The organism is Patescibacteria group bacterium, assembly GCA_041649475.1.
Taxonomy (GTDB): domain Bacteria; phylum Patescibacteriota; class Patescibacteriia; order Magasanikbacterales; family GWA2-37-8; genus JBAZNA01.
On sequence record JBAZNA010000001.1, the window covers coordinates 788,909 to 811,678 of the forward strand.

Consider the following 22,770-nt stretch of genomic DNA (forward strand, 5'->3'; position numbering starts at 1 on the left):
TTATTCTTTGATGATGTTATCTTTTACGGTCGCGCTAAGCCCGGTTACGCCCAACCTATTAATCCGACGCGTCCACTTTGCTGGCAGAAATTTGGCCAGCGTGTTTTCAATGGCATAGCCGATAAAAGAAAAAGGCAGACCTTTGATTAAAGCGTATTTCCACATCGCCAACATTTCTTTTCTGAAGCCATACAGACGAGTGGAAACATAATCCTCTTGTATAAAATGAATCACAAAACCGCCGCTTCGCCAGTCATTTATATTAAACTCATCATCTAAACAGTACCGTCCGCTTATTTTAAAATAAAAATCCGCGGTTTGATTTAATTGTTTTATGGCAGAAAGAAGCATCATGGTCTCGCCCAAACTTTTAAAGGTGCTGTCAACTGCCCGGCGCACTAATTTCTTATCGCCTAAATATAAATACTGATCTGCCATATCTCTAAGACCCGCCGGCAGGTCTCCTTTCAAACCCCCTTCTATCAAAACCACTTTTGCCTGCGGAATTCTTTGACGTATTGTCTCTATGGTGTGCGCGGTCTGTTCGGCCCGCTCCTGCGGGCTAAATATGGAACGCGCGCCGCCGTAAGTGACTTTTTTATTTTCTTTTGAATAAATAACCGAGGTGATTAAAAAACAAAAATCATTCGGCTCTGTTTCTTTGACGTGGCTTTTACGAACCGCCGGATAAAATATAAGAAAGGCAACCGCTTCAAACGGCCATATAAAAATAACCCGATATATTTGTCTAGCCAAAAAAGAAACGGCGTTTTTTATCATACCTTATACTCTTCTTTAAAGGATTTGTATGTAGTTAAGAGGCCATCCTCCAGTTCAATTTTGTGATGCCAGCCCAGCCGGTGAATTTTACCGGCGTCCAGCAATTTTTGCGGCATGCCGTCGGGCTTGCTCTTATCCCACGTGATGTTGCCGGAAAAACCAACGACGCCTTTTATTAATTCTGCCAGCTCCGCAATTGAACAATCACTCTCCGAACCGACGTTTAGAAACATCTCGCCTTTCTCATTTTGCTCTTTGCTCGGATCAAAATTATTCATCACAAAAACAGCCGCATTGGCCATGTCGTCGGTATGAAGAAATTCCCGACGCGCCTGCCCTGTCCCCCACAATTCCACCTTATCGTGTTTTTGAATTTTTGCTTCATGAAATTTGCGCAACAATGATTGCAAAACATGACTACTGTTTAAATCAAAGTGGTCGTTTTCTCCGTAAAGATTAGGAGGCATGATGGCAATAAAATTTGTATCGTACTGCCGGTTATACATTTCACACATTTTAATTCCGGCAATTTTGGCAAGCGCATAGCCCTCATTGGTCGGCTCCAATAACCCGGTAAGCAAATACTCTTCCTTCATCGGCTGGGGACAAAGGCGGGGGTACACGCAGGAAGAGCCCAAAAATAATAATTTTTTAACTTTATTTAAATATGACTGGTGGATAACATTATTTTGAATCTCTAAATTTTCATAAATAAATTGTGCCGGTGATTCAATATTGGCCATGATCCCTCCGACTTTGGCGGCCGCCAGAAAAACATATTCCGGTTTTTCTTTTTTAAAAAAATCGGCCACTGATTTCTGATCCAGGAGGTCCAGCTCTTTATGGGTCCGCAAAATCAAATTTTTGTATCCTTGTGTTGTTAAAGCGCGCGTAATCGTGGATCCGGCCAATCCGGTATGGCCGGCAATATAAATTTTTGCATTTTTTGGCATCATAAATATTCTTTTTTAATTTTTTCCTGATTATGAAAAAATTTTCCGCCTTTACGGCCATACCAGATTATTTCTCTGGCGTAATCCGGTAAATTGCCGCCAAATTCTTGGATATCAGAAAAGATAAGTTTATTTTTAACTTTTATTAATTCCGGCTTGTCCGTACCTTTATAAAATTCATTAAAATATTTATTAAAATCATAATTTAATTCCAATGCCATAGTTTTCTGACAATACGGATCAATCACCATTTGACCAGTATAATTTATCAAATCGGCGATCTTATCGGCCGGGATGTTTTTAAAATAAGACAGTAAATAATTTTTTAACTCATTATAAAATGCGGCTTTATCACTAATAAAATTTAAAAACGACCCTTCTTCTATTGTCCAGGTGACTTCGCCGAATTTGGCAATCACAAATTCCCAGCTTTTTCCTTGGGTCACACCGTCAATAATCGCCGAAATAAATTTCAGTTCGCGGCCCAGGATTGAATTGGGATTGTTCTCCGCGTAACTAATCAAATCCTGATAAAAATGCGTGTAAGAAATCTGACATTCATTATGGGCAAATATAGCTACAAATTGCATTAGGCCCAAACAATGAAAGCACTGAATCGCCCAGGAAAAAATACTGGCCTTTTTCCAGTCCGCCACCGGCATGGTTGCGGTGGCGATGACAATTTCGTCATACTCCGGAACAACCTTAGGGTCAGGCATAGAATGAGGCAGGCAGGCCGGAATGCTGACGCCTTTAATGCCGTAAAGCTCCTGATATTTTTTATCACCCATGATTGAATTGGGAAAAATTTCGCAATTATAAACATTGATGGAGCTGTGTTGGCCGTTTTCAAGCAAAATATCCAGGCCCTGGCAATATGAATCATAGGTTTCATTGGGCAGACCCAAAATAATCTCCGTGTAAGTGGGGATGCCTTCATTGTTATATTGCTGCAACAGCTCTTTAAAATTATCTATGCGCATGTTGATACGGCCGACGGCTTCAAGGGTGCGCGGATTTAAACTCTGAAAAGACAAAGTTACGCCTTTACACATCTTGTTTTTATTAAGCTCCTTGTTCATTTCAAAAATGGTTCGATTGCTGTTTTTGGCGTAGGAAGTGCGAAATTTTTGCGGAAAACCGTATTTATTTTTTATCTCAATGAATTTTTTTATAAAACCGGTATCTCTGGGCAGAATGCCAAAATTGGAATCACAGCCAAACACAAACTCCACTTTATTTTTACCAAACCATTCAATTTCGTCTTTGACTCTTTGCTCGTCAAAAGGCAGGATCCGTTTACAATTCATCAACGGTGAACCCCAATCACAATAAGCACAGCCATACGGACACCCCCGGTTGGTCTCCAAACTGGCCGTAAAAGAATACGGCGATGATTGGACAATTTTATCAAATACGCCAGTCAAGTATGGCGATGGAATTTTATTAATATCAATGTCCCCTTTTTTTATTTCCGTACGCATGGTATTGCCGTTAACGTTTATGCTCAAATTATTTATACGAGAAAAATTTTTATCATCGGATAAATAAGTTACTAGAATTTCTGAAAAAGGCACTTCGCCGTCGCCATGGACCAGTATGTCTATAAATTTACGGTTTATAAAAAAATTCTCTGACTCAAACGGAACCTGGTGGCCGCCGAACACCACCAGACAATTCGGATATTTTGATTTAACTCGCTCGGCCAATTTTTGATTATATTCAAAATTCCAAATGTAAGAAGAAAAACCGAAAACATCCGGTTCTTCCAATTTTTCCACCACTTCGTCAATGTTGTCTTTTAAAAATAAATTATCTTTAAATTCAAAATTTTCCCTGATCCGGGGAATGGTAAGACAATAACTGGTGATTACACCCGTGGAATACGGCAGAAAAACATTATTGCCGTATTTATTATTCACCTGACACATGTAAACGTTTTTCTTTATCATAATAAATCGCACAAAAACTCAACCTCTCCACTAGTCATCTCCGGATTGTTACCAAAATAAAAACCGTTTTTATGAATCAGGTCGGCGTTTGGACAATCAAACTCGGTTTTGACATACTTTTTGAAAAAGGGCTGTCTGGCAATATTGCCGGCGATGATCGGCCTGATTTCAACCTCCGCTTTTTCAAATTTATCTTTATATGCTCTAAACAATTCTTCGGTTTTAAAGATAACCGGCATGGCAAAATTGGAAACCAAATCCAGATGAGATACACCCAAAGGCAGAATATCTTTATTGGCCGCGGCAGCGACCTGAAATCTTTTAAAATTTTTGCTTCTTTTTTCCACGATCTCATCCCAGAAGTCAAGCTGTATTTGGCCGATGAATCCTTGAATTTCGGTCGGACGGGCATTATAGGCCAAGTCGTAAAAAGTATAGCGCGCGTAAAAATCATCAATCTTATTTTCTTTTCTTAGTTTTGCCTGTGAACCGGCGGATAAATTTCTGTCCCAGCCATGAGCGCGAACCAGTAAAATCATTTCAAACAACTCTTCATCATCGATGCAGATCATTCCGCCCTCAACAGTTGAAAAATGATGGCCGACAAAACTGGAGAAGGTTGAGGCCAGGCCGAAGTTTCCCAACTGCTTTTGGCCCAGTTTTGACCCCAATGATTCACAGTTGTCTTCCAATAAAATAATTTTTTTATCCGCACAAAATTTTTGTATCTTATCCAAGTTCGCGCAAAAACCCAAGACATTGGTCAAAAACACAGCCCTAAAATCGTACTTACTGAAAGCTTTTTCCAAGATGTCTTCGGACACATTTAAATTTTTAAGTTCACAATCCAGAATAATCGGCTCAAGCCCCAGTTCAATAACCGGCATCACGTTGGTGGCCCAGGTTAAAGAAGAAAGCGCGATTTTATCCCCCTTGCGCAGATGGCCGAGATTAAGCAAGGACTGCAGCAGAACAAGATTGGCCATACTGCCGCTACTGACAAATACGCTATGTCGCCGGCCTTGTTTTTTGGAAAATTTTTCTTCAAAAGCCGCGCACTCCTTGCCCATGCTTAAAACAGCGGACTTTAGGATAAAATCCGCGACCGCTTTTTTGGTTTCATCTTCGTGATAAAAAGTTGATTTTATTAGTTTAATCATAGATGGTAATTTTAATCTTTAAATAGATAAAACGTAGCCGCGTCGCCATCGTTGGCCTTGTTTAATTCTTCGGCTTTTTCCGCAAATTCTTTCATCTGCTGTTTGGAAAATAATGATTCATCGTATAATTCGGCGTATGACCTTGGATCGCGCAAAGGGATGTCTTTTAAATATTGCTCGCTCCCCCAAAATTGAAAATCGCGGGAGTCAAACACGTAATCCATACGATTAAAACCGACACGCTCGCTAAGTAATTTCATACTGGATATAGTGTGCAGGAATAAATGCCTGGGCGCGTCCAGCTGAACCCAATTAACTCCATAGGTCTTCCAGGCATAGGTGCCGGCCACCGGAACCCGCACCAGCGCGCAACCGCCTTTTTGAAGCAGAGCCAACGTTTTCTTTAACACCCCTTCCGGATCGGGCATATGTTCAAACGAGTGGTTAAAAATTATCAAATCATACTGGCCGGTCACCTGGTCCAGAGATTTTTTACTTATCGTGACGCCTCCCGGATAATGAATGTCTTTGGCAATGAACGGATCTATGCCCTCCACGTTGATAAAACCGGATTTGCGCAATTTCAATAACAAATTTCCCGACCCGCAGCCCGCGTCCAGCACATGGGCGGTCAAGGGGAGTTTTATTTTCTCAAACCACTGGTAAAATTCCTCGTTATCCGGATAAAATTTGCTTAAAAATTTTCCCAAAAGATTATTTTGTTTATAAACCCGAAACTTAATCAATTGTTTTTTTAGAAAAATTTTAAACGGATTATGTTTATAGGCGACTTCAGTGAATGAATAATAATTATCCGGATAATACCTGGACAAATTCGCGGGAACATTAATCAAACTCAAACATCCGCACCGACCGCATTCCAGATAATTGAATTTATCCCTGAACCCGAACATCATCTCCCGGGCCTCATGCATCTTATTGTTCTCTTCATTACCGCAGATTGTGCAATGCAGAACCATAATCTTTAATTAATTCAATTCCGCTTCGACCATTATCTTAACCAGTTCTTTAAATTTAACTTTGGCTTCCCAACCCAGTACCCGTTTGGCTTTTGACGGATCACCCAACAATAATTCAACTTCGGCTGGACGGAAATATTCAGGATCAATCTCAACCAAAACCTGGCCGGTGGTTTTATCTATTCCCTTTTCTTCCAAGCCGCTGCCTTCCCATTTCAAATCAAAGCCAAAATAGCGCGCGGTTTCTTCAGTAAACTCTCTGACGCTATGGGCTTCGCCGGTGGCAACCACATAATCATCGGGCTGGGGCTCTTGGAGCATCAGCCACATTGCTTCCACATACTCTTTGGCATAACCCCAGTCGCGCCTGGCTTCCAAATTACCCAAATAAATTTTATTCTGCTTACCGGCCTTAATTTGCGCGAAGCCGTGAACAATCTTTTTAGTCACAAACGTGCCGCCGCGCCGGGGCGATTCATGGTTGAATAAAATACCATTACAAATAAACATTCCGTAGGATTCGCGATAATTAACCGCCAGATTATGGGCAAAAACTTTGGCGCAGCCGTATGGACTCCGGGGATAAAATGGAGTGGTTTCGGTTTGGGGGGTTTCCTTAACTTTACCAAACATTTCCGATGACCCGGCCTGATAAAATTTAACCTTCAGACCGCTTTCCCGCACCGCGTCTAAAACCCGCAGAGTGCCCAGGCCGACCGTATCGCAGGTATATTCCGGAAGTTCAAAACTGACGCGCACATGGCTCTGTGCTCCCAAATTATAGATTTCATCCGGCTGAACCTTTTCTAAAATTCTGTTGATATTACTCCCATCGGTCAAATCTCCGTAATATATTTTCAATCTGGCGTCTTTCTCATGTTTCTCCTGAAAAATATGATCAATGCGGCCGGTATTAAAACTGCTTGAACGCCTGATGATGCCGTGGACTTCATAGCCCTTGCCTAATAAAAATTCAGCAAGATAAGAACCGTCTTGCCCGGTCAAACCAGTGATAAAAGCTTTTTTCATATTATATTTTCTTCATTTTTATATCCAATTTTTCTCAATTTAAACAGATTATAGGCCGGATAAGCAAAAATACTTATAACCATATACCAATAAAACCACAATTGGGCGTTTGCATCGCCACCGGTCAGCTTGAAATTGATTAACCAAATTACATGAAAAAATATCGGGGATAAAATAATCCAGATCGCTGCCCTTTTTAGGTATTTGCTGACATTAATGACATTGGCGATAATGGCCAGCGGGAAAAACCAAAGCATGTACCACGGCCAAACCCATTTATGCCAGAAAATCATGTAAACAAGCAAACTGGCTAATAACACAGAGATGAACTCCGTTTCGCTCCAACTGGCTTTTTTAAACAAAATTAAAAACATTTTTTTAATAATCGGATACATCATGAATAAAACTAAGGCGATTAAACTGAACTGCACAACTCTGGTCAGATACCAATGAAAATTCGCGCCGATCAAAAACTGGAACAACGGCTTTAGAGAATAGTAAATAGCGGCGAAGGTGCTGCCGCCCGCCGTCTTTGACATTTTGCCAAGGGTGGTAAAAACTCCCAAACCATTCCAAAAATGACCCCAGGATAAAATAGTGATTAGTACAGAAAGTGCGACTCCAATTATTTGCTGGCCTACCAGCTTGGTCCAATTATCTTTATGAACATCCTGCCACCATTTAACTATGAAGAACGGGATAAAAAAAGCCGGAATAATTTTAATCCAGATGCCCACGGTTAGGGCCGGCAATACCAGCCACCACTTTTTTTTCTGGGCGAACAAAATAGCCAAAATCACAAAAACCAGCCACAAAATATCTTGATGACCGGTCGAGAGTCCTTCAAACAGCATGAGCGGCTGCAAACACCACAGTAACCAAAAACCGTTTCGGCTAAAATCGCAACCCATTGATTTCAAATATTTATAAACTAACCATCCGCCAAACAGAAAAAGAATCATGACTGTTATTTTCCATAAAACTATAAAGGCCAGTACATTATCCTGGCTTAACTGATAAACAGCGCCAAACGTCCTGGCCATTAACGGTCCATAAGGAAACCGCTCATTGAAATATTTCACGGGAGGGTTTACAAAATAATTATCCCGATACCAATCTTGAGTAAATAAATTTAGATCAGTGTGCTGTTCGGCTTTTCCGGCATAAAAATAGTAAACTATGTCACCCGAGGAAAAAGGCACAACCAACAAAGCCAGGAACAAAAAAAGAATAACCGTGACTATGGTCTTTTTTGTTGAAATTTCTTCTTTGGCTTTAAATGACTTCCAGATAAATATTCCTGAACACACCAGACAGATTATACTAAATGCGAAAGATAAAATCAGGATCGCCTTAAGCGGTGAGTTTAAATTCTCCGAACAAAAAAGCCAGCTCTGACCAAAATAACACGATTTCGCCAAAATTTTTGAATACTCCGCGACCGAAAACCCGGCCAGAGTTCCCCACCCCAACAGCCCAAAAATTACCGCTTTTTTGAAATTGGACATACTACTCACGATTAGTTAAAAACTCCGCAAAACTATTTATAATAAAATCCAGCATTTCCTTGCTGAGCCCCGGATAACAGCCGATCCAAAAAGTATTATTCATGACCAGATCAGTATTTTTTAAATCCCCCACTGTCCGATACTTAACTTTATTGTCAATAAAATACGGCTGTTTGGTTAAGTTGCCGGCGAATAAATATCGCGTCGCAATTTGCTGGTCCTGCAAAAACTGGACCAGTTCGGCGCGCTTAAACGGCGCGTCTTCTTTGACTGTCAGTAAAAAGCCAAACCAGCTCGGGTCTGCTTTTTCGTGCCACACCGGCAAAATAAAATATTTCTCAAATTGTTTTAAGCCCTCATACAAATACTGAAAATTGTCTTTGCGTTTTTGGATAAAACCGTCCAGTTTTTCCAATTGAGCCACACCTAAAGCGGCCTGGATGTCAGTGGCTTTTAAATTATAACCGATTTCGGAATAAATATATTTATGATCATAACCAAACGGCAATTCCCCCAGCTGCCAATCAAACCTCATACCGCAGGTGTTATCATTGCCGGTTTTGCACCAGCAGTCCCGTCCCCAATCGCGCATTGATCTGACCGCTCGGTTTAAAACATCGTCATTAGTAAAAACCGCCCCCCCCTCGCCCATGGTGATGTGATGGGCCGGATAAAAACTGCAGGTTGAGATATGGCCGAAAGTGCCGGTATATTTACCGCCAAATTTTGAACCCAGAGCGTCGCAATTATCTTCAATAAACCACAAATTATTTTCCTGACAAAGTTTTACTATGGCATCTAAGTCACATGGGTTCCCCATGGTGTGAGCAATCATTATAGCTCGGGTCTTCGGGCCAATCGCCTTTTTAATTTCTTCAACATTCGCATTATAGCTTCCCAAATCTATATCAACAAAAACCGGCACCAAATTATTTTGAATAATTGGATTAACAGTAACCGGAAATCCGGCCGCGACCGCAATCACCTCGTCCCCATCTTTTAGTCCTTTATCCTCCAGCTTGGCAGATTTCAAAGCCGACAAAGCCAATAAATTGGCTGAAGAGCCGGAGTTGACCACACTGACATGATTAATTCCCAGCCATTTTCCAATTTTTGCCTCAAACAAATCAGTAAAACGGCCTTCTGTCCACCAGCCATCCAAAACCGCTTCAGTCATTGATAAAATTTCTTGAGCATCAAAAACCTTGCCTGATACCGGCACGGGCGACTGCCCGGGAATGAATTTTTTGGCTGAAAACTTGGCTCTATACGCCTCTTCTAGAGCTTTTTGCAAACTTTCTTCCATAATAAAAAAGGCAATGAATGGCTAAATTCTATCATTTCTACCTAAAAAAATCAAATTTTGAAGACAAACCTTTTGTTTAAAAAGAAGGCGACAAAGGCCATCGGCAAAATCAGAATCGCCCCGCCAATATAAGCGCTTATTTGTGCCAAACTGAACAAATACAACCCCAAAACATTTAAAATATAGGTCACTCCGTAAACTCCAAAAAACTTGAAAATAAGCCAATTGTTATGGGAATTGAAAACAATGACGCCGGTAGTTTTAAAATTAAACAAGATTCCCAATATTGTGCCCAGGAACGCCGCCAGCGCGTAGTGCAGGCCGACAAACAATAATAAAGCAAAAACCCCGTAGCCAAACAGAGTATTAATCCCCCCCACGATTAAGAACCGAATGAATTGATTTTTAAACAATTCTTGCCACATAATTAATCAAAATTTATTCGTTCCTTTTCTATTACTAACGGTTTGTGCTTAACTTGCGTATAAATTGCCCCAATATATTCGCCCAGGACCCCGATAAAAAATAACTGGACCGAACCTAAAAAGAAAATCCCAATTGTTAAAGGCGCCAGGCCGGCTTCAAACCGACTCCAGAAAAGCAATTTATAAATAAAATATATCAACCCGACCAGTAAGCTAACCAAGGATAAGCCAAAACCAATAAAACTGGCCAAGCGCAGCGGTATTTTGGAGTGATTGACAAATCCCAACATGGCCATGTCATACAGGGTATAAAAATTATTTTGTGACTTCCCTTTTTTTCTTTCGGCCTGGGTGTATGTCACTTCAGCGCGCGGAAACCCGATTTCGGTAATGAGTCCCCGAAAATATGGATACGGATCGTCAAACTTTCGTAGGGCCTCAATAAATTTTTGGTCATACAGCCCAAAGCCGTTAAAATTTTTAATTTGCTCATTCTCGGCAAATTTGCCGATCAAACCATAATATATTTTGCGAATCGCGAACATTACAGGGTTTTCATCGCTTTTATTTTTTATGCCAATAACGACCTTATAACCCTCTTCCCATTTTTTAATGAAGTCATTTATAACCGCGGGCGGTTCTTGTAAATCAGCGGCCAACATAACAACCGCGTCCCCTTGCGCTTTAAGCAAAGCATAATATGGCGAACGGATATGGCCAAAATTTCTGGCATTGACAATAATTTTTACATTTTTATCTTCCTTGGCGATATTTTTCAAAATATTTACGGTTTCATCTTTGGAATCATTGTCAATAAAAATATGCTCATAATCGTACTGCGGAAAATTGGCAAAAAGCTCTTTTACCTGCTCTCGCGCGGCCGCCACATTATCCTGTTCATTATAAGTAGGTGTAATGATGCTGATTTTTTTGCGAAATTCAGACATATATTTATTTTAAATATTTTTGAATTTTTTCCCACAATTCTTTATGATTTTCAATAATATTTTTTGGCATTTTTTTAAAAAATTTACCCTGTTTGGGGGTCATAAATGTTTTGCAAAGAAAAGTTAGAGAAACAACGTGACCGCGGGAGGCCTGGCTGCAATCTTTGGCAAATAAAAATTTAGCACTTTCCAGGTTAACGCCGAGTTCTTTCCAAGCCACCGCATCTATGCGTTCCTCAAAAGTTTCCCGGAAACGCATCAAGCCACCGGGAAAATGCCAACCTCTCCACCATTTATCACTGCGCCAGGTAAGCAGGAGTTCGCCTTTTTTATTCACCACCGCCAGTTCACAAGCCACAAACGGAACAATACCTAACAAGGCATCAAAAACCGGCTGGGGCAGGCCCTCATGCGGATTGTCTATTTTTTTGAGCAGTGAAGATAATTGTTTTAGCTCTTTGGCAGTAAGCATATCTTTATTCTTTATACATCCCCGCTAACCATTTTTCCAGCATGGGTTGACTGGGATCAAGCATCAGCTCGCAGACAATCGGACCATTATGATTCATAACTTTTTTTAACTTGTCCAACTCATTATCGTTGTTTATCCGTTCATAAGCCAAACCCCAGGCCGGAATAAGCTTGCTGAAATCCGGCAGAGTCACACCTGAAGACGGATCGGCGGCAAAAATCTTCTTGAAAAAATTTAAATGGGTGTTCCTAATTGAGTAATAACCATTATTATTAAAGATAAATATTTTTAACGGCAAATTATGGTGGACAACTGTTTGCAATTCTTGAATATTGAACATGATTGAACCGTCGCCTTCACAGCATATAACCGGTTTTTTATTTTCAGCCACGCAGGCGCCAATGGCCAAAGGCAAACCAGAACCCATATGTCCTAACCCGGCATTGGTGATAAATCGATGACCATGCGATATCTTAAGCGCCTGATGAGAAGTCAAACTGGCCATGCCATTGGCTGTGGCCACATCCATTTTTTCCGGCCAATTATTTAATTCATTGAAAAATCTATAAACATTAAGATATTTTTTATCGCCGACATAATTATCCGGATTGATTGGCTCAACCGGCACATCCCACCTGTTTAAATTAATATCCTGTTTATATAATTCTTCCAAAAATAATTTGGCATCACAATGAACCGGAACATCTATTTTAATGGTTTTTTTATGCATTTCATTTTCATCTATATCAACCATTATTTTTTTTGCCTGGACCGCAAATTTTTCATGTTCCCAGGAAACTTGCGTGAGCTGTATGCGTTCACCCGCAATTAATAATAAATCACAATTATCAATCGCATAATTGGCTGCTTGATTTCCCGGCATCCCCTGCCTGCCTAAATAATACGGATAATCATAGGTAACCAAATCATCAGCAGTAAAAATCGGCGTAACCGTATTGATTTTAAATTTATCCAGAACTTTCCATAAAATTTCCTCGCCGCCGGCCAAACGAATGCCATTACCGGCCAAGAGCAGCGGTTTTTTTGCCTCCCGCAATAGTTGGGCTATTTTTTCCATTAAAGCCGGATCCAAAACCGGTTCTTTTTCATCAAACTCGGCCGGGTCAAAAGATTTTAAATTTTCCGGTTCTATTTCCGCGGCCTGCATATCCAACGGAATTTCCACAAACACCGGACCGGGTCGATTATGGGTTGATAAATATAGCGCTTTTTCCAAATGATAACGAATTTCTTTTTCATCTAACACAGTCACGGTATATTTGGAAACCGGTCTGACCACATCCACTACATTTAATTCTTGCATACCAATTTGTCTGACAACCGGAACTCCGTTTTGGCACGGAGCAATATCAGCTCTTTTTACTTGCCCGGCAATAACCAGCACCGGAATACTATCAAGCCAGGCGCCGGCCATGCCTGTCAAAGCATTTGTCCCGCCCGGACCAGTGGTAACCAAAGCCACACCTGGAGAATTTTTTATCCGGCCATACCCCTCGGCGGCAATGGCCACGGCCTGTTCATGATGACAACAATAATTTTTCAGACCGGATTTTCCCAGAGAATCAACCAGATGCATAATTCCGCCGCCTGATACCAAAAAAACTGAATCAGCCACTTTTTCCTTTATAAATTGAAAGACATAATCGCTAAGTTTCATACATTACACATCTTTAAGCAAATATTCTACAGCGCTATGCACTCTGCCTATCGGAGAAAGTTCTAATCTGTGTAAAAGATAAGGAGGTTTTTCCAAATCATTCTTCGTTGTTAAAAATTCCTCCGAATTTGTAAAGCTATAGGGGAAACTCAACAATCCTATATCATTTCCACCGGGCATATCCCCAAAAGTGGCCACCTGAAAATTATCCAATCCTGTCAATTTTAAAATCGTTTTAATTGCCGTCGCCTTGCCGTCCTCTCCGAATTTTTTGGTAATCTCCATAAAATTTTTTCCTGATATGGCAACAAACTCTTTTCCAAGTTCAATTCTAACTCTCGCTGTTATATCTTTGCCCAAACTTTTATCCTTCGGTAAAACAAAAGTAACTTTTGCATTCTCTGTAAATATTTCTCCGTTATAAGGCCGGCAGACTGCCAAAATTTCAACCGGAATATAACCTTCCCAATCTTCCTGCAAAAAATTACTAAATGTCTCTAAACCTTCCTCTGATAAGTCGCCCCTGCTAATACCTAATTCTTGATACACTTTTCTTCCGGCGGCAACCGCGTGAATAATTTGTGGTAATTCAAAACCATGATTATAGATTTCAACCATTTCATCCTGTTTCACTTCGTAGAGAATCGCACCGTTGCCTCCGGAAATAAATACGGGAGTAACAATATTCTTTCTCTTTAACAATTGCTGCAATGGCGGCCCCAGGGTCTTTAAGGCCGTAGCGGCCCGGCCGGTGATAAAAGCAATTGATTTATTCTTATCCAAAATTTTTTCCACCAATCTAATTGCTTCATCAACCTTATAATCAATGCCATTATAAACAGTGCCGTCATAATCCAAACCAAACAATTTTATTTTTGCTACGGCCTCTGCTAGTTTGGTCCTGGTTACGGCAAAATGTTTTTCCATGTTAGACAATCCAATATGTTAACGTGGTCTTGCGATTTTTATTGCCCAGTATGCTCTCGTCGTCATAATAGGAATCCCCGGGAATGTGGGTGGTTGAAATCTCTTCAAAAACACAGCCATTTTTACTGCCGAATGAATGCTTGGTTCCGCGTTCCAAGGTAACAATATCCCCGGCTTTGCTTTCAATCGGTTTGCCGTCAACAACGAAGGTGGCATCCCCATACAAAACATGAAATGTTTCTTCTTTTATTTTATGGTAATGACACGGATGCTGTTGGCCGGGCAAAAGAACAATTAATTTTTTGCAATATTCCCGGTTAAGACAAGTGATTAAACTGGCTCCGTATTCATAAAATTTATCTAAACCATAATGATGGGAAAGATCAAAATCCCATTTGTTGGAGATGGCGATATTGGCTTGCCTTAAAAGTTTATTAATTTTTTCCACAGCCTCATAAACTTTCTCGCGGGATTCCATTTTGGCAACATCCGCAGCCATAATCGGTTCTTTGGCCTTAAAATCCTTTGTGGCCGTAAAAATCGTATATTTTGACAGTTCGTTAGCCAAAATTTGCCCATCCTGATTGGGGAAGGCAAAAAAGGTATTTTTCATATCAACTTTCTCGCCGGCTTTAATATCAACAGCGGCATATGCTCCTCTTTGAAATTGGCGTATATCGGCCAGCTCTTGTGGGGCAAAGTCATGTCTTTTTCCGCTAACCCCGCGCATTCGGTAGGCCTGCCGGGCAGATTCCAGCCATTTTTTAACTTGCTCGGGCAGAGCTGAATAGGCATTAAGCGCATATTTATCGGTTTTGACTCCCACATGCTTTTCAAAAATTCGCGCGCCTTTAGCCACGGCCATTTTTATGGCCTCAAAATTATCAGGCGCTTCATGGGTGGAATAACCGATGGTAACTTCAGGATATCTCTCCCGCAGTAAAGTTATCTGATTAAATTGCAGTTGATCTTCCGGAGTCGGGTATTGGCCAACGCAATGCATGATGGCAAATTTTTTATTGCGATGCTCCAGGAAACTGACTACCTTATCAATGTCCTCCAACTTCACTCCGCCAGTGGAAGCGATAATCGGTTTGTCATATTGAGCAATCTTTTCCCAAAGCGGCCAGTCGGTAAAAGAGGCGCTGGCAACTTTTATAATATCGTAATCATGACTGACCACATTTTCCACTGACTTTTCATCAAAGGGAGTACAAATGGTTAGAAAACCAAAATTTTTGGCTTCATTTTTCAACATTAAAAATTGTTCCGCAGACAGCCGCGTCTCGGAAAAACGTTTAATATATTTCAAATCCATTCTGTCTTTATAATCAGGATGAATAAAGGTATCCAAATCCCGGTACTGAAATTTAAAGGCAAACTGAAACTCGGGAAAATCCTTGCTGACTTCATGCATTTCCCTGATAATTTTTAGCCCATGTTCAACATCACCCATGTGATTATTGGCCATCTCAAAAATGAATAACGGCTTGGTCTCCTTCTCTCCTTGCGGGCTGAATATTTGTTCAATATTTTCCATAATATTAGTAAAATCTCCTTGTAAAAAATTAATTGTTCGTTTAATTGCTTCTTCCAGGCCAACCGTTTCCTTAAGACCTAATTCTGTCTGCGCTCTTTCGGTGGAGGGCACATATTGTTCCGGCGGCCCATCTTTGGCTGTTTGAGCTATTTTAACTTCAACCGGACGCTTTAGACATTGTGCCACCTTTTGGGCCAATTCCGCAATAGTGACACACATTTGCGAACCGACATTATAGGGCCGGCATGATTGTCCTTTAAAAAGAATTGTCCATAACCAAACCATCAGGTCAGCCGCGTAGAGATATGAACGAACGGTTGTGCCATCACCCTTAACCTGAATTGGACCGCCGTTTGAACCATCCCGGATAAAATTGCCGACCGCATAATGAACATCCAAGGGCAGATGAGGACCAACGAAACTGAAACAACGCGCAATTTTTATTTCTATGCCATATTTATTGGCATAATATCCGCAGAGAAACTCGGCTGCTCTTTTACTCTCTCCCCAAACCGAGTTAATATCTGTCGGATCAGGCGCGCCATTATATTCTTCCGGGATATTACTGATATCAGCTGGCTGTTTCCCATAAACAACCCCGGAACTGGTATAAAGAAATTTTTTAGCTCCGGAGTGGACGGCAAAATCCAGAGTGTGTCTTGTTCCTTCTACTACCGTCTCAAATTTCACCAATGGATCTTCATTATTAAAGGTGGCTACAGCCGAGGTGGCGGCGGCGTGGATAATATGTGAAAATTCTCCAACCGGAAACTCAAAATTTCTGACATCGCCAATCTGAAATTTTATTGCCGAATTATCGGCCAGATGCGGCGCTTTCTTTTTAAATTCTTCCAAACTTCTGGTCAAAACAACGGCCTCGGCCTGCAGATCAAATTTTTCATTGGCTCGGATAAAACTTTCCAAAAACCAACAGCCAAAAAATCCGGTACCGCCGGTGATAAACAAGCGCTTGCCTCTAAGTTCTTCCCAAAGGCCCGGAGTCAAATTTAAAATTTGATCCAAATCGTTTGTAAGCGGGTTTATATCACTCATAGTTTAGTCGCGATACAGTTTGCGCTCTTCCGGCTTAATATAATCTTCCTCATTAAACACTTCATTATATGACACCGGTAATGGCTTGCCATATACCTTTGGGACAATATATTTATTAATAAAATCTTTATCCTCGGCCATATAACAGGACTCATAATACTGGCCAAAATATTTTATATTTAGTCCTCTCTCAATAATGTCTTTAAGCGGTTCCTTGAAAAAATTCCCCAAGGAAACATGCATATACGGACAGGGCATCACGTCGCCATATTTGGTGATGGATATCATTCTCTTGACGGCAATACAGCCCAAATCCATGCCATATGACGGGGTTAAATGGGTGAAAGCATCGCACTCTTTTTCCAACCCGCGCATATAATTCATATCGTCTTTGTCCACCATGGCCTCAAAGTTCCCTTCCCAATCCCCGACCGGTTTGGCATAGGTGACAAAAACCGGCACGCCTTTTTGATTTAAAAATTTTAAAAAATCTTTAAATTCTTCCGACTTCAAGCGCTGTTTGGTAACAACGGTTTGCACAATAATATATAACCCGACTTTCTGGCAGGCCTCAATTGCCCGCAAGGCGTTTTGGTACGCACCCGGTCTCTTTCTAAAATCATCATGGGCTTGGCTGTCCAAACTGTCCAAACTTAACTGGACTTTATCAACGCCAATATCTTTTAAATGTTTGGCTTTAGCTTCATCCAAAAACCAGCCGTTGGAATCGGAAACAATATAAAATTTCTGCGGATCAATGGCTTTAATTATTTCATCAAAATCCGGAAACACCAGGGGTTCGCCGCCGGTAAGCACAATCTGCGCCAAACCCATCTCATCGGCTTGCCTGGCCAATTCTTTTACATCAGCCGGGGTAAAAGCCCGGTCTCCGGCCGGACGCCGCAGTTTGGTAATGCAACAGTGCTCACAACGAAAATTACAGGTGTAATCATACTGAAACTGAAGCATGGCAATACTTTCGCCTTTCTTGATCTTTTCTTCAAACTTCATTATTTTTTCATAAACATACGGTTTCGTTTCTTTTAATGTGTTCCTCCGGCTGGTTTCCGCTGCCTTTAATTCTGGTTGAGTCATAATTTCAATTTAAGATTAAAACGGCCATCCCATTGTACTTTTCATGTATGATTTTAGCAACCTCATCAGCATAACTGCCGGCCATAATAATAATCGCCTCAACCGGATCAGAATTTAATTTTTCCGGAGCCACAATTGGTATATGCGTGGCCGGGGTGAATTTGCCCTGTTTAAAAGACGCGGAGTCAACAACATATTTAATTTTTCCTTCCAGATTCAATAAAGCCAGAGTCGCAAACGCCTGATGCCCGGCTCCCCAAACCGCTACCTTGCCGGGCGCAAACCGATTAATATAGTCCTCAATCTCTTTTTTAAGTTTTGCCTGTTTGTCGGAAAATAAAGCCAGGTCGGTTTTTCTTCTTTTTTTAACGACAGCGGAAATTATATAATCATGCCAAACCTCTTTGCACTCCAAAACCTCAAAACCATTTATTTGCAAGGTTGTTTTCAGGGTTTCTTTGGTAAAATAAAACAGATGGTCGCGCATGAATTCTGAAAAAAGATTGTCCCGCAAAATCATGTCAAAGTTCGGCACCTCCACTATGCCAACCGCGCCGTCAGCCAAATTATTACTTATTCCGGCAAGCATTAGATTAAGATTTGGCAGATGTTCCAGCCAGCTTAAAACAAAAAAAGCGTCAAAGGGCGAATTGTCTATTTTGTAATCTTCTGTTTCTACAAATCCTTTACTAACTTTTAAACCATTTTTTAAGCACTGCGCCGCCGAGTCATCACCGTATTCCAAACCATAGGCATCGGCACCGGTTTGAGACATTATGGTCAAATACTCTCCCCTGCCACAGCCAATTTCAATGATTTTTTTACCGGCGAGAGAATATTTTTTGACAAAATCTTTAAACTGGCCGGATCGAAACTCTTTCATCTCCGGTGAAATCCCGGCCGCGCGTATGACTTCTCTATAATAAGAAACTGGTTCGCCAACCAGTTGCACTAGACCGCAACCCGCGCACTGATAAATTTCCAAATCCATCCCTTTATCCCGCGCGATTGTTGCCTCATCCGGTAAATGCTGGGCAACCATTGGCATGTTCTCATATTTTAACAGGGGTTCCGCCAACAATGCCTTACCGCAAACCCGGCAATTATTTTTTGATAAAATGCTGGTACCATGCATAGGTTTCTTTTACTGCCGACTCAAAATCAGAATGTGGCGACCATCCCAAAATTCTGTCCGCTTTGGCAAAATTCAAACTTTGGCCCGGTATCTCATTTTTCTGATTATTTAAAATCTTATAATTTATTTTTACATCAATAACTTTAGAAATCTTTTCAATGAGATCCAGCACGGAAACATTTAAACCGGAACTGAAGTTAAAGGCCTCGCCTTGTGTTTTATCAATATTTTCCGCCAAAGACAGATATCCATCCACAACATCTTTCACATAAATATAATCCCGTTTAAACGTGCCGTCACTGCGCAAATCCAAAACATTGCCGGTTATTGCGGCCATCATGATTCCCGGAACAATCCTGTCCATATTTAAATCCCCGGGGCCGAAAATATTACCGCAACGGCTGATAGCCACCGGCAATTTATAGGTTCTGTAGTAAGTGCGCGCGACTAAATCAGTGCAGGACTTGGAAACATCATAGGGATGATCGCCGGACAAAGCAAAATTCTCATCGGCATTCTGGCAATTTTTTCCGTAGGCCTTATCGCTGGAGGCCACTACCACGGCCTTGATATACGGTGAGTGTCGGGCCGCTTCCAAAACATTAACCGTTCCCATTATATTTGAAGCAAAGGTCTCGTATGGATTTATAAAAGCGGCAGTGACAATCGGCTGGGCCCCGATATGAAAAACATGGCTGATTTCATACTTTGTCAAAATTTCAAACATCCGGTCTTTATTTTTAAGATCGCCGTTTACACGAACTACTTTAGAACCAAAATTATTTGTTTCAAAATATGAATTCGGATCACAGCTGCGACTCAAACAAACTATTTGACGCGGTTGTAGCTTTAAAAGTTCCTCAACCAGATGAGAACCGACCAACCCGGTGGCGCCGGTTACAAAAATATTTTTTCCGGTGAGCGTGCTCATAGTCCGTTAAATATAAAAAATTTAGTTCTGCCAGACCTTCCAAAATGGATCTTTAGCCCAATGATTATTCATTTCTTCAACCTCTTTGTGCGTATCCATGCATTTCCATTTGCCGGAATGCAAATAAACTGAAAGCTCGCCTTTTTCGGCCAAAGGAGGAAACAGGGACTCTATCATGCTGTTTTCAGATATCATGTCCAAAACGTCGCGCTTAAAAACCATAAAACCGCCATTGATGAAGTCCTTTGACTTTTCGGTTGGGTTGCTGGTTACTTTGTGCTGAAAAAAATCCTCCGCTTTTTTGGTGTCATGATTAATATTTAAAAAACCAAAGCGGGTGCCGGGATGCACGCCCGTAACCGTTCCCAGCGTGTTCTGGGCTTTATGAAAATCAACCAACTCTTTAATATTTACATCCCCCACCCCGTCTCCATAGGTCACCATAAAATCGTCTCCATCAATATATTGTTTCAACCGTCTCACTCTTTCTCCGGTCAAACTCTCCAAACCGGTTTCGACAAAGGTAATCTTAAAATCATCACAACCGTTATTGTGAAAATTTATTTCATGGGTCTTTGTATCCAAGGTAAAATCGCTTAGAGCGCTTTTCCAATTCAAAAAAAACTGTTTAATCATTTCTCCTTTATAACCCAAAGCCAGAATAAACTCATTATATCCATAATGAGAATAGATTTTCATTATGTGCCACAAGATTGGCTTTCCGCCAACCAAAACCAAGGGCTTGGGTTTAAACTCTGTTTCCTCTTTCATTCTTGTTCCTGTCCCTCCGCAAAGTATAACCGTTTTCATAAAAAACTTTTATTTAACTTTTTCAGCTTTCACGGTAGAAGTTGGTAGTGGTTCCAAAATCTGTTGAATTATACTTAGGTCTTGATCTTTAAGCTGCGCTCCATTTTTATAGGCCCGGTCAATAGCTTCTTTAGCTTTATCCATCTGCATATTTACCCTATAAACATACGCCATTCGCCAATAACTCTCCCCGACCTTTGGATCGGAATTGATGGCGCCCTCAAGCAAAGCTATGGCCTCCGGCGTTTTACCGATCTGCATATCAAAATTGGCCAAATTATAAATAATCTGCTGTCTTTTCGGAGAATACTGAAGGGCCTGCTCCAGATAAGCTCCAGATTGCATAAAATAGCTCGGATCTTTGGTAATGTCATAACCAATCTGGGCTAATTGAAAAAGGGTCAGATGATTACGGATATCAAGAGGATGCAAAATTAAATTCTCTTGTAAAGCCGGGTAAATAACATCAAACAGGTCTTTAGCTTGTTGTGTTGACAGGCGGCTGTCGGAAGTATTTCCCAATGTCTGCGCGGCGGTCCTGCCAATATCACTTCTGATGTCGTCAATATGCGGGGAATTAAAAGCCAAGGCGGTTTTGACAAGCTCCAAAGCGTCGGCTGGTCTGGATGTCAGATACTTCAAAGCATCCAGGGTTTTCATATTGGCCCTGGCCGGCTGGATATTGAAAATAAAAATCAATAAAAGCGCCACAACGCCCACGGTAGCCACTGTGCCGGTGCTGACTGCTTTTTTATCGGGGGCGGGACTGGGATCATCTTTTTGACTCATTCTGCTAATCATGGCCAGCCAAAACATAAAATACAAATATGAGGTTGGATCTTCAAACACGGTTACATTCTGAACAAAGTGAGCCACCAAAAAAGCCATGCCCACAATTAGAATATGCGAATTCAGGTAACCTTTTCTATAAGCCATAATCAAACTCCAAATGGCCAAAACAAACATGGAAAGATAAGTGAGTATCCCAAAAGTCCCTTGCACTGCCAGAGTATTCATTATTATATTATGCGCATTATCAAACCAGGTTTCGCCATAACCAAATTCCAATGATTTGGGATGATAATGCTGATTGAAGGTATAAAAATAATTATTCGGACCCCAACCGAAAATCGGTTTCTCTACCCAACTTTCAACGGCGATTTGCCAGGCAATCCAGCGCGGACTGTTTTGCACATCAGATAAAGATGTATTAATAGTTCGGCCAACAGCCGGAATATTTGAGACAAAATTTGTTTTTCTAAACGCATAAAGGATCCCAAGCAGAACCAGACCAACAACGGCAATGATCCAAAGCGATTTGCGAATTTTTGGACGATCTTTTAAAACAACCGCATAGCCAACTATAATAACCGCGATTCCAACCAATAATCCCAACATTGATCCGCGCGTGCCGGAAAAAAACATACACAAAATCGCCAAAACCCCCAACACCCCATAGACCCAGCGCCAAGCGGCTATTTTTTCTTTTATAATCAAAAGAAAGGCGACAAAAGTCAGAAATAACCCGTAACCGCCGACATAAATTGAATTTCCCAGCGTGCTGGCAACTCTGGCACTGCCGCCGTTTAAGAGTAAATTTGGATTAAAAACCTGCAAAATTCCAACAAACATCGCAGCTGATCCGGCAAATAAAAATACGCGTAAGGCGTTCTTCCAATTATCCCAGGTCTTTAAAACAGAACTGCAAATGAAGTAATAAGTTATATAATGAAAAACTGTAAACAGCCCCAACATTCTTTCGTGGTTATCCCAAAAACTATGATACGGATCAACACCGGCGAAAGTGGAAATAGTAAAACTGGCAAAAAAAGCGGCCAAGGCCAAATTTAAAGCCGAAAATCTGGGTTTGTATTCTTTCCAATTAATGAGCAGTAGCAGAACATAACAGCCCAGCATCACCATCACTATGGAACGAAAGGTCAAAATTTTCGGGACTATAAAAGGAAATATAAACGAAGTAGGGAGAACAATCAGCGGTACGAAAAAGGTAAGATAAATTAAATACTTAACAACTTTTTCAATTGTTTTTTTCATAGCTAGATACGCTAATAAATAAGCTAACCGTGGG

The 22,770-nt window shown here is 41.0% G+C and carries 19 protein-coding genes; all 19 read right to left on the reverse strand.

Going from position 1 to position 22,770, the window contains the following annotated elements:
- From WC526_03980 to WC526_04070, 19 genes are read right to left on the reverse strand one after another with little or no spacing between them, the layout of a single operon-like run.
- Window positions 1-780, reverse strand: a complete 780-nt coding sequence (locus tag WC526_03980; protein ID MFA5062278.1) for a hypothetical protein — start codon at window positions 778-780, stop codon at window positions 1-3.
- Window positions 777-1,733, reverse strand: coding sequence for a GDP-L-fucose synthase (locus tag WC526_03985; protein ID MFA5062279.1), 957 nt, complete (start codon window positions 1,731-1,733; stop codon window positions 777-779). The genes WC526_03980 and WC526_03985 overlap by 4 nt, the downstream gene beginning before the upstream one ends.
- A complete protein-coding gene (locus tag WC526_03990) occupies window positions 1,733-3,685 on the reverse strand; it encodes a radical SAM protein (protein MFA5062280.1) in 1,953 nt (650 codons plus the stop codon). The genes WC526_03985 and WC526_03990 overlap by 1 nt, the downstream gene beginning before the upstream one ends.
- Complete coding sequence (locus WC526_03995; protein MFA5062281.1) at window positions 3,682-4,845, reverse strand: DegT/DnrJ/EryC1/StrS family aminotransferase; 1,164 nt, start codon at window positions 4,843-4,845, stop codon at window positions 3,682-3,684. Before WC526_03995 ends, WC526_03990 begins: the two co-directional genes overlap by 4 nt.
- Before the next feature lie 11 nt (window positions 4,846-4,856).
- Window positions 4,857-5,825, reverse strand: coding sequence for a class I SAM-dependent methyltransferase (locus tag WC526_04000; GenBank protein ID MFA5062282.1), 969 nt, complete (start codon window positions 5,823-5,825; stop codon window positions 4,857-4,859).
- A gap of 9 nt (window positions 5,826-5,834) precedes the next feature.
- A complete protein-coding gene (gene gmd / locus WC526_04005; protein ID MFA5062283.1) occupies window positions 5,835-6,854 on the reverse strand; it encodes a GDP-mannose 4,6-dehydratase in 1,020 nt (339 codons plus the stop codon).
- On the reverse strand, window positions 6,851-8,362 hold the full coding sequence (locus tag WC526_04010) for a hypothetical protein (GenBank protein ID MFA5062284.1): 1,512 nt from the start codon (window positions 8,360-8,362) through the stop codon (window positions 6,851-6,853). The genes gmd and WC526_04010 overlap by 4 nt, the downstream gene beginning before the upstream one ends.
- Window position 8,363: 1 nt before the next feature.
- Window positions 8,364-9,668, reverse strand: a complete 1,305-nt coding sequence (gene rfbH / locus WC526_04015) for a lipopolysaccharide biosynthesis protein RfbH (protein ID MFA5062285.1) — start codon at window positions 9,666-9,668, stop codon at window positions 8,364-8,366.
- A gap of 50 nt (window positions 9,669-9,718) precedes the next feature.
- Complete coding sequence (locus tag WC526_04020) at window positions 9,719-10,093, reverse strand: GtrA family protein (GenBank protein MFA5062286.1); 375 nt, start codon at window positions 10,091-10,093, stop codon at window positions 9,719-9,721.
- 2 nt (window positions 10,094-10,095) lie between these two features.
- Window positions 10,096-11,040, reverse strand: coding sequence for a glycosyltransferase family 2 protein (locus tag WC526_04025; protein ID MFA5062287.1), 945 nt, complete (start codon window positions 11,038-11,040; stop codon window positions 10,096-10,098).
- Window positions 11,041-11,044: 4 nt separating this feature from the next.
- Window positions 11,045-11,512, reverse strand: coding sequence for an NUDIX domain-containing protein (locus tag WC526_04030; GenBank protein ID MFA5062288.1), 468 nt, complete (start codon window positions 11,510-11,512; stop codon window positions 11,045-11,047).
- Window positions 11,513-11,516: 4 nt separating this feature from the next.
- Window positions 11,517-13,190 (reverse strand): thiamine pyrophosphate-binding protein, encoded by a 1,674-nt coding sequence (locus tag WC526_04035; GenBank protein MFA5062289.1) that lies wholly within the window; start codon window positions 13,188-13,190, stop codon window positions 11,517-11,519.
- Between the two features lie 3 nt (window positions 13,191-13,193).
- Complete coding sequence (locus WC526_04040; GenBank protein ID MFA5062290.1) at window positions 13,194-14,117, reverse strand: HAD hydrolase family protein; 924 nt, start codon at window positions 14,115-14,117, stop codon at window positions 13,194-13,196.
- 1 nt (window position 14,118) lies between these two features.
- Window positions 14,119-16,710: an N-acetylneuraminate synthase family protein gene (locus tag WC526_04045; GenBank protein ID MFA5062291.1), complete on the reverse strand. Its 2,592-nt coding sequence runs from the start codon at window positions 16,708-16,710 to the stop codon at window positions 14,119-14,121.
- A 3-nt stretch (window positions 16,711-16,713) separates the two neighbouring features.
- Complete coding sequence (locus WC526_04050) at window positions 16,714-17,805, reverse strand: radical SAM protein (GenBank protein MFA5062292.1); 1,092 nt, start codon at window positions 17,803-17,805, stop codon at window positions 16,714-16,716.
- 4 nt (window positions 17,806-17,809) lie between these two features.
- Window positions 17,810-18,940 (reverse strand): methyltransferase domain-containing protein, encoded by a 1,131-nt coding sequence (locus tag WC526_04055; protein ID MFA5062293.1) that lies wholly within the window; start codon window positions 18,938-18,940, stop codon window positions 17,810-17,812.
- Entirely contained in the window at window positions 18,909-19,871 is a 963-nt protein-coding gene (locus WC526_04060) for an NAD-dependent epimerase/dehydratase family protein (protein MFA5062294.1), read from the reverse strand. The genes WC526_04055 and WC526_04060 overlap by 32 nt, the downstream gene beginning before the upstream one ends.
- Before the next feature lie 21 nt (window positions 19,872-19,892).
- The gene (locus tag WC526_04065; protein ID MFA5062295.1) at window positions 19,893-20,681 is read right to left on the reverse strand and encodes a sugar phosphate nucleotidyltransferase; all 789 of its coding nucleotides are present in this window, start codon (window positions 20,679-20,681) and stop codon (window positions 19,893-19,895) included.
- A gap of 9 nt (window positions 20,682-20,690) precedes the next feature.
- The gene (locus WC526_04070; protein MFA5062296.1) at window positions 20,691-22,736 is read right to left on the reverse strand and encodes an O-antigen ligase family protein; all 2,046 of its coding nucleotides are present in this window, start codon (window positions 22,734-22,736) and stop codon (window positions 20,691-20,693) included.
- Window positions 22,737-22,770 lie beyond the last annotated feature (34 nt).

Coding starts and splice junctions, on each gene's coding strand:
- WC526_03980 (MFA5062278.1), bottom strand. CDS start 780: ATGATAAAAAACGCCGTTTCTTTTTTGGCTAGACAAATATATCGGGTT.
- WC526_03985 (MFA5062279.1), bottom strand. CDS start 1,733: ATGCCAAAAAATGCAAAAATTTATATTGCCGGCCATACCGGATTGGCC.
- WC526_03990 (MFA5062280.1), bottom strand. CDS start 3,685: ATGATAAAGAAAAACGTTTACATGTGTCAGGTGAATAATAAATACGGC.
- WC526_03995 (MFA5062281.1), bottom strand. CDS start 4,845: ATGATTAAACTAATAAAATCAACTTTTTATCACGAAGATGAAACCAAA.
- WC526_04000 (MFA5062282.1), bottom strand. CDS start 5,825: ATGGTTCTGCATTGCACAATCTGCGGTAATGAAGAGAACAATAAGATG.
- gmd (MFA5062283.1), bottom strand. CDS start 6,854: ATGAAAAAAGCTTTTATCACTGGTTTGACCGGGCAAGACGGTTCTTAT.
- WC526_04010 (MFA5062284.1), bottom strand. CDS start 8,362: ATGTCCAATTTCAAAAAAGCGGTAATTTTTGGGCTGTTGGGGTGGGGA.
- rfbH (MFA5062285.1), bottom strand. CDS start 9,668: ATGGAAGAAAGTTTGCAAAAAGCTCTAGAAGAGGCGTATAGAGCCAAG.
- WC526_04020 (MFA5062286.1), bottom strand. CDS start 10,093: ATGTGGCAAGAATTGTTTAAAAATCAATTCATTCGGTTCTTAATCGTG.
- WC526_04025 (MFA5062287.1), bottom strand. CDS start 11,040: ATGTCTGAATTTCGCAAAAAAATCAGCATCATTACACCTACTTATAAT.
- WC526_04030 (MFA5062288.1), bottom strand. CDS start 11,512: ATGCTTACTGCCAAAGAGCTAAAACAATTATCTTCACTGCTCAAAAAA.
- WC526_04035 (MFA5062289.1), bottom strand. CDS start 13,190: ATGAAACTTAGCGATTATGTCTTTCAATTTATAAAGGAAAAAGTGGCT.
- WC526_04040 (MFA5062290.1), bottom strand. CDS start 14,117: ATGGAAAAACATTTTGCCGTAACCAGGACCAAACTAGCAGAGGCCGTA.
- WC526_04045 (MFA5062291.1), bottom strand. CDS start 16,710: ATGAGTGATATAAACCCGCTTACAAACGATTTGGATCAAATTTTAAAT.
- WC526_04050 (MFA5062292.1), bottom strand. CDS start 17,805: ATGACTCAACCAGAATTAAAGGCAGCGGAAACCAGCCGGAGGAACACA.
- WC526_04055 (MFA5062293.1), bottom strand. CDS start 18,940: ATGCATGGTACCAGCATTTTATCAAAAAATAATTGCCGGGTTTGCGGT.
- WC526_04060 (MFA5062294.1), bottom strand. CDS start 19,871: ATGAGCACGCTCACCGGAAAAAATATTTTTGTAACCGGCGCCACCGGG.
- WC526_04065 (MFA5062295.1), bottom strand. CDS start 20,681: ATGAAAACGGTTATACTTTGCGGAGGGACAGGAACAAGAATGAAAGAG.
- WC526_04070 (MFA5062296.1), bottom strand. CDS start 22,736: ATGAAAAAAACAATTGAAAAAGTTGTTAAGTATTTAATTTATCTTACC.